At 62.4% G+C, this 237-nt stretch carries 1 protein-coding gene; it reads right to left on the bottom strand.

The features are described 5' to 3' along the window. Positions 1-237, bottom strand: a 237-nt coding sequence (locus SB717_RS39395) for an AAA family ATPase (protein ID WP_410908755.1), incomplete at both ends; no start/stop codon positions are given.

Below are 237 nucleotides of genomic sequence, written 5' to 3'. Positions count from 1 at the left end.
AGTTAGCAAGGACGACATGGCCCGCACGAACCAGTTCGTTTGCGGCCGCCTCCGCCTGATCGCGGCCCTCGGACCTGCGCAACTTCAGACTCAGATCGGCCCACGCCGGATCTTTGAACCGATGGACTGTTAGAAGCTCGACTTGGCGAGTGGCTCTCCGCCAGAACAACGCCATAGCGCCCGAGTGCCCAACTGGGAGAGCCTGGTACTGATCGCCGACAAGGGCAACACTCGCCC

This window comes from Priestia sp. SIMBA_032, from assembly GCF_046535215.1.
In the GTDB taxonomy this organism is placed as follows: Bacteria; Bacillota; Bacilli; order Bacillales; family Bacillaceae_H; genus Priestia; species Priestia aryabhattai.
The sequence above is the reverse complement of the archived record's forward strand: the minus strand, read 5'-3'. Positions and strand labels throughout refer to the sequence as shown.